The sequence below is a fragment of the Blautia sp. ZXY-1-C6 genome (genome assembly GCF_056339875.1).
Genome location: NZ_JBWJVQ010000010.1, coordinates 1 through 5,489, shown reverse-complemented (window position 1 = coordinate 5,489; position 5,489 = coordinate 1). Strand labels below are relative to the sequence as shown.

The 5,489-nt window shown below is 35.1% G+C and carries 9 protein-coding genes; 1 reads left to right on the top strand and 8 read right to left on the bottom strand.

Features of this window, described 5'->3' with window-relative positions; all coding sequences use genetic code 11:
* From AC075J_RS00445 to AC075J_RS00430, 4 genes are all read right to left on the bottom strand, one after another.
* A partial coding sequence (locus AC075J_RS00445) for a hypothetical protein (RefSeq protein ID WP_476389829.1) occupies positions 1-879 on the bottom strand: 879 nt, incomplete at its 3' end.
* A gap of 398 nt (positions 880-1,277) precedes the next feature.
* Positions 1,278-1,421, bottom strand: a complete 144-nt coding sequence (locus AC075J_RS00440; RefSeq protein WP_476389828.1) for a hypothetical protein — start codon at positions 1,419-1,421, stop codon at positions 1,278-1,280.
* Between the two features lie 293 nt (positions 1,422-1,714).
* Positions 1,715-2,230 (bottom strand): hypothetical protein, encoded by a 516-nt coding sequence (locus AC075J_RS00435; protein WP_025581200.1) that lies wholly within the window; start codon positions 2,228-2,230, stop codon positions 1,715-1,717.
* Positions 2,217-3,299, bottom strand: coding sequence for a hypothetical protein (locus AC075J_RS00430; RefSeq protein WP_025581201.1), 1,083 nt, complete (start codon positions 3,297-3,299; stop codon positions 2,217-2,219). Before AC075J_RS00430 ends, AC075J_RS00435 begins: the two co-directional genes overlap by 14 nt.
* Before the next feature lie 347 nt (positions 3,300-3,646).
* Here AC075J_RS00430 and AC075J_RS00425 point away from each other — a divergent pair, with 347 nt between their 5' ends.
* Positions 3,647-3,796, top strand: a complete 150-nt coding sequence (locus tag AC075J_RS00425; RefSeq protein ID WP_182438166.1) for a hypothetical protein — start codon at positions 3,647-3,649, stop codon at positions 3,794-3,796.
* Between the two features lie 183 nt (positions 3,797-3,979).
* Here the strand turns inward: AC075J_RS00425 and AC075J_RS00420 are convergent, their stop codons facing one another.
* The 4 genes from AC075J_RS00420 to AC075J_RS00405 all read right to left on the bottom strand — a co-directional run.
* Positions 3,980-4,252 (bottom strand): hypothetical protein, encoded by a 273-nt coding sequence (locus AC075J_RS00420; RefSeq protein WP_025581203.1) that lies wholly within the window; start codon positions 4,250-4,252, stop codon positions 3,980-3,982.
* 2 nt (positions 4,253-4,254) lie between these two features.
* Positions 4,255-4,695, bottom strand: a complete 441-nt coding sequence (locus AC075J_RS00415) for a hypothetical protein (protein ID WP_025581204.1) — start codon at positions 4,693-4,695, stop codon at positions 4,255-4,257.
* Positions 4,696-4,802: 107 nt separating this feature from the next.
* Positions 4,803-5,138, bottom strand: a complete 336-nt coding sequence (locus AC075J_RS00410; RefSeq protein ID WP_118409714.1) for an NAD-dependent epimerase/dehydratase family protein — start codon at positions 5,136-5,138, stop codon at positions 4,803-4,805.
* A 172-nt stretch (positions 5,139-5,310) separates the two neighbouring features.
* A partial coding sequence (locus AC075J_RS00405) for an NAD-dependent epimerase/dehydratase family protein (RefSeq protein WP_476389830.1) occupies positions 5,311-5,489 on the bottom strand: 179 nt, incomplete at its 5' end.

Genomic DNA, 5,489 nt, shown 5'->3' with positions numbered 1-5,489 from the left:
CGCATTTTCCATGCAAAGAGACATCTTCCATTTTCGCAGATATGTTTCCAGCTCCTCTATATCCGGAATTCTCTTTTTAAATGCAGCTAATGCCTTTTCGCTTACCCAATTCTCCAAATCATTCGGAATCTTATGATTCAAGATATCTCTGGCATCCTGTTCGAATAGTTCAAAGGTCATTTCAGGCACATCGGGGTCTGTTACGGCAAAAGACATATTTTCATCCATATGCTCCACATTATCCAGGACTGGCAACTTCGGCAGAATAAGCTGAATCTCATCCGCATCATTTATCTCTATCCACAGATTGGGACGCTTTTTATCCGTTTCTTCCTTCTCATTCGATGCCAGTTTCTTACAATCCGTCACAAACGGTTCATCCGTTATCACTGCTGTACGCAACTGATTCAGCAAAAAGTTCTTTAAGTCAGCGGCCCTTTTAAAAGTATGATACAATGCCTTATCTTCTACGGACTTTCGATATTCCTTTAGTTTTTCCAACTGCGTCCTGTCCGTATCCATCGGTATGTCTCTGTCGCAAAAATAAAGCATCACCGGTTTATTCGCTTTCAGATGATATTCAATCTCCTCCACCGTGCCACTGGCAAAACCTTCTGTCGGTGTCCCAAGCCTTGTCCAGAATATCGCAATCAGCATATCACTCCGCTCACAGAGCTGGCGATTCAGCGTCTCTTGTGGCGGACATCCCATACGGGCGGCAGAATCTTCTTCCCATCTCAATGGAAGAAACACGCATTTTCTCTCCGCTGTGTTATGACGATTCCACTCCGCCAAAGCCTCCACAACCTTTGTTCGTTCCTTCGCCACATCAGATGGAGAGGCAATCATTACATTATATACATTTGCTTTATATGACATTTTCAACCTCCCACGGGGAAAAACTCACTGATTTTAATAGTACCTGACTTGTCTATCACACACCACGCAGGGATTCCCCCTTGGATGACTGCCGCACAAATAGTGCGGCGAATATTTTATAAAACTTTTAAATTTTCTTTATAGAAAATTACCGATACCTGACCCCAATGTGCACATATCCATTTGATGTAGTTTAGACACTGCAACGACTTTTGTTACAGTCCAAAATTATTTTTATCGATATTTTATCATAAAAATGTCTGTTTGTTGTAAAATAAAAATGTCTTTCTTATCAAATAATTATATTTCAAAATAGCTTTTATATCTCATATAACATTTTATAAAAAAAGAAATGTTTTCCATTCCCTTATTTGCTTACGGAAAACGTTTCTTTTCATTTACTTTTCATAAAGATTTCCGTTCTCATCGATCCAGGTTCCGTCTCCGTTATTGTAAAGGACTCTGGATTCTTCATCGCCTTCATCTGCTGCTACAATTGATGCCACACCGGACGCAGTATTGAATCCACTGGTATATGGCACGCCTGCCCCGGTCGCAGGCAGATACAGTTTCGTATGAACAAGCCCTGCCAAAAGCGGTGTGGTAAGACCTGCATTCTGCCTGAGTTCCGGTATTCTGCGTATTTTTTCAGATGAATAATAAATCGTTTCTTTTAAGCAATTTTTCTAAACGTTTTTTGATTCGACCACATTGGGGTCAGACCCCAATGTGGTCCCTTCCAATACGGTGAATTTTTTATATCATGTTTTTCATCCGTTGGATCTCCCATAAAAATTACAGATGCACTTGTTTCCTCTTGCTGGATATACTTATTTTACATTTTATCAGCTATTGAATTATATGTATCAACAACTATTCCTTCCAAAACAGTAATATATTCCTTTACAGCCATAAGATACACATTTTTATTTGTTTTGAGCAGTCTTTCTATTTTATCTGGATCCGCATGTAGATATAAACCATACATCACATCCTCTATAGCTTTATAAAGATTAAGACTCGTCCCGTCAGACAAAATCACTTCCATATAATAATTATTAAGCTTCTCAAACTTTTCTCTAAGAATATTAATATTTTCTCCCACTTCTGGATACATCTTATCAATGGCATCAAATACATTACTCAAATATACATCTTCCCTATTATAATCATATTTCCTAAGAATCATTAATTTAGTTTGTAACATAACATAAAAAGCTTCTGTATTTTCTTCACTCACTTCCTGATTCTTATAAAAATCATAAAATCTGATATATTCTTGTACAGTGTATTCAAATCTCTTCAAAATCTGTTCTTCATCTATTTTCTTTACGCTGTTATTCTTCCCCATCCGTGCTTTCCTCTTCTTTAATAGCCCAGCTTTCATCTAAGAAATTAGGTATATCTTCTGGTTTTACAGCTTCATATCCTATTCCAAACATATTATCAGCACTTAAATGACCAAATCTAGGAAGTCCATTTGCTTCCTGACTTAATTTTTCAATCATCTTATTATTCTTTATTTCCTCTTCTATTTTCTTAGAAAAATAGACATTTTCTGTATGCTCAAAAATCAAATAATTTATATATTGTAATACTTTTTCTTGTGAAGAAGAATTTATTTGGTGTCGTAACTGCCTATAAAGCTTATCTCTTTTATGATAAAATGCCAATACAACACTCTCATCTTCTAATGGAAACACTGCTATATGCATATATTGCATTCTGACAGATTCATCAAAATTATATATTTCATTGAGTATATTTCCTTCCATATCATATGGTAATACAATAGCACTTTGAGTTGCTATTGGCACTTTATATGGTAGGACTTTCCAAAACAAAATCTGATATCCACCTACTTTATTATTCTTCGCTATATCTTGATGAAATAAGACTTCCTCTTCATATTCTTTTTGGTCTAAAGTTTTTATTTTAGATAAATCATCCGGATTCTCATACATTCCCAATTCTCGCTGTAATACTGGAATCAATTCTTGTTCATTTGCACGCTTACTTAACTGCAACAGCATATTTTTTACTGCAATTTCTGCAAGAAATTTATCTGTTGGCGGGTGTATTATATTATCTGGATTTTCATAATCCTGAAAGAATTTCGCATCACATTCCCTACAAATATAATTAAATGTGCCAGATTTATTTACACCTCCATCCAAATCTACTACTCCTATATCAAATCCCATTGCCAATGATGCATGTAAAACTTTTCCCCTATCTGCAATCGGACGTAAACACATTTGTGGAACAGAATGAGAATTACAAAAACTGCTTTGTTCTTTTCCACACAATATACATTTTGGGGGTTTTGCTTTTTTTCGTGCTTCAGAAAGCATTTTATTCACTTTTTTTCTAACTTCTATAATATCTGTACCTTCTGGAATATTATCAAATAAACTCATAATTACCACCCTAATATTCTACATTCCTTAAGTTTCTATAAGTTGATGGTAACATAGACAAATTAATTCATCAATAGAATTTCAGAACTATTAACTCTAACAATATCGTATTTTTATTTGATATAACATTTAATCTGTATTTTTCAAACTAAAAACAACCATTTTCTGTTCTTCCAGGTACTCCCCTTTAAAAGAATACGTCTTTTCCGGATTTAATCCCCATCCGATGAGTGTCTCGTACACGAATTGCTTACTGTGTATCTTAAAACTTCTATGTAATTCCAGAAATCCATCAGGTACACGGACAGACATAGTATCCTTGCCATCATTCATAGGGTCAGACCCAAATGTGGTCCGAAGCTGCTAAAGCAGAGCATCCGGAACGCTGGAATGGACGTGCAACCCGTGACTGGAGTCTTCCGGATACTGTATATCTGAACCCAGATAAGGTACAGGAACAATCCGAAAAAGCTGATGAGCAGATGGCTGTTTCATAAAATCTATTCATTCAAAATGATGGTGATCAGGCAGGATTCTGTGCCTGACGTGATTGCCAATAAATGTGGATAATTTATTGATACTCACGTCAGGTACAGAACAATGTCTGATAATCTGCAAGAACAAAAAATATATTTTTTTACTGACAACTACCTTGACAATCAACGAAGTTAAGATTTACTCTACGATATCTTCTTTTTTCTCGATTCTTGGTCTTCTTCTGACTCCCGGCTTTCTTTTAGCTCTTGATTTTCTTCTGATTCTTGATTTTCACACTGCTCATCATATTTTTTTCTCGTATCTGACTCGAACCGTTCAATTTCTTTTCTCCTTTTGGTCATTAATTCTACTTCACTTCTTTTTACTATCTCAATCGACTTCAATGCCGCAATTAAACATAACACAGCAAAGAAAATAGGTAGCAAATTGTTCAATAAAAATTCTACAATCTTCATACTCATTCCTTTCTTTTTAAAAATAATTCACTTTGCCATGAAATAATTATAGAGGAAACCGTACATATGATTGATGCTATATAAACAACCCACACTATATTATCAGGATTGGTTTTTATAGTAGTATAAGTCGTAAGTTCAAAAAAAGCTACAAACAACAGCAAGTAAAATATCTTTTTATGTACTTGATCCTTTTTATTAAAATCAGCCTTAAAATAATTCATTACTGAAGGTGTAATTACTAAAAAAGCCGATAAAATGAGTTCTCCATCACCGACCATTCTATTAAAGTCCGCATAACCATTGCGACATATATTAATAATTATAGAAGTTAATATTGGAAAAAAAGTAAGTATAACTGTTCCTACCCACCAATCTATCATATCTTCATTTGTCTCTGATTTTAAAATATTTTTTTCATCTGAATTTGATTCCTTTTTCATAAAGTTCCCCTATATAACCTGTATTTTATATATTTAGTAACTAAATCAAGGTACACTTCACATACTTCTATCTTTAACTGTTCTAACATATATATTTTCGCTCTACCCTACTTTCCTAGCAAGATATCCAAAGTGTGCTTTACTCCGATTTCCGCACTAAATACACCACTCCAACCAAGATTCTCTAATTTTTTGCTACTTAACACCTGTTTTGCAATCGGTGTTCTGTAAGCTAAATCAACATCATCTGGATCAGCGAATACTACTTTGCGATTTGCTGCTGATGCTATTATCTCTGCTAACTGTGCAATTGTAAGTCTAACATCCGGATTTGCTGTATTATAAGCCTCACCACATTTTCCGTTAATAAGAACTGTAATAATTGCCGAAGCACAATCACCAATATAGTTATAGCTACACATTTGTGTTCCAGCACTTTTCATAACTATATCTTCATTATCTAGTATGGCTCACGCTAATTAGCAACCTGTTTCATTTGTATAAATTCCCATCTACTGCGTTGTCGTCAATCGGCGTAGCCACCGCTACGCCTCATTCCTTCGCCTTGTAGATGAAAATTTATCCAGCATGAATCAGATTGTTAATTAGCGTGAGTCATACTAGTACATTTCTACTAATGAACTGAACATTTGCACGGTTATCTGTTGGAGTAATACTAGGTCCATAAGTATGACAAGGTCTAACCACTACAGTTTCCATGCCATACTGTTTACTATAAGATGCGCAGAGGTTTTCTGCTGCTCTTTTACTTGTAGGATAGCATACTTCATAGG

Coding starts and splice junctions, on each gene's coding strand:
- AC075J_RS00410 (WP_118409714.1), bottom strand. CDS start 5,138: ATGAAAAGTGCTGGAACACAAATGTGTAGCTATAACTATATTGGTGAT.
- AC075J_RS00425 (WP_182438166.1), top strand. CDS start 3,647: ATGTGGTCCGAAGCTGCTAAAGCAGAGCATCCGGAACGCTGGAATGGA.
- AC075J_RS00435 (WP_025581200.1), bottom strand. CDS start 2,230: ATGGGGAAGAATAACAGCGTAAAGAAAATAGATGAAGAACAGATTTTG.
- AC075J_RS00415 (WP_025581204.1), bottom strand. CDS start 4,695: ATGAAAAAGGAATCAAATTCAGATGAAAAAAATATTTTAAAATCAGAG.
- AC075J_RS00430 (WP_025581201.1), bottom strand. CDS start 3,299: ATGAGTTTATTTGATAATATTCCAGAAGGTACAGATATTATAGAAGTT.
- AC075J_RS00420 (WP_025581203.1), bottom strand. CDS start 4,252: ATGAAGATTGTAGAATTTTTATTGAACAATTTGCTACCTATTTTCTTT.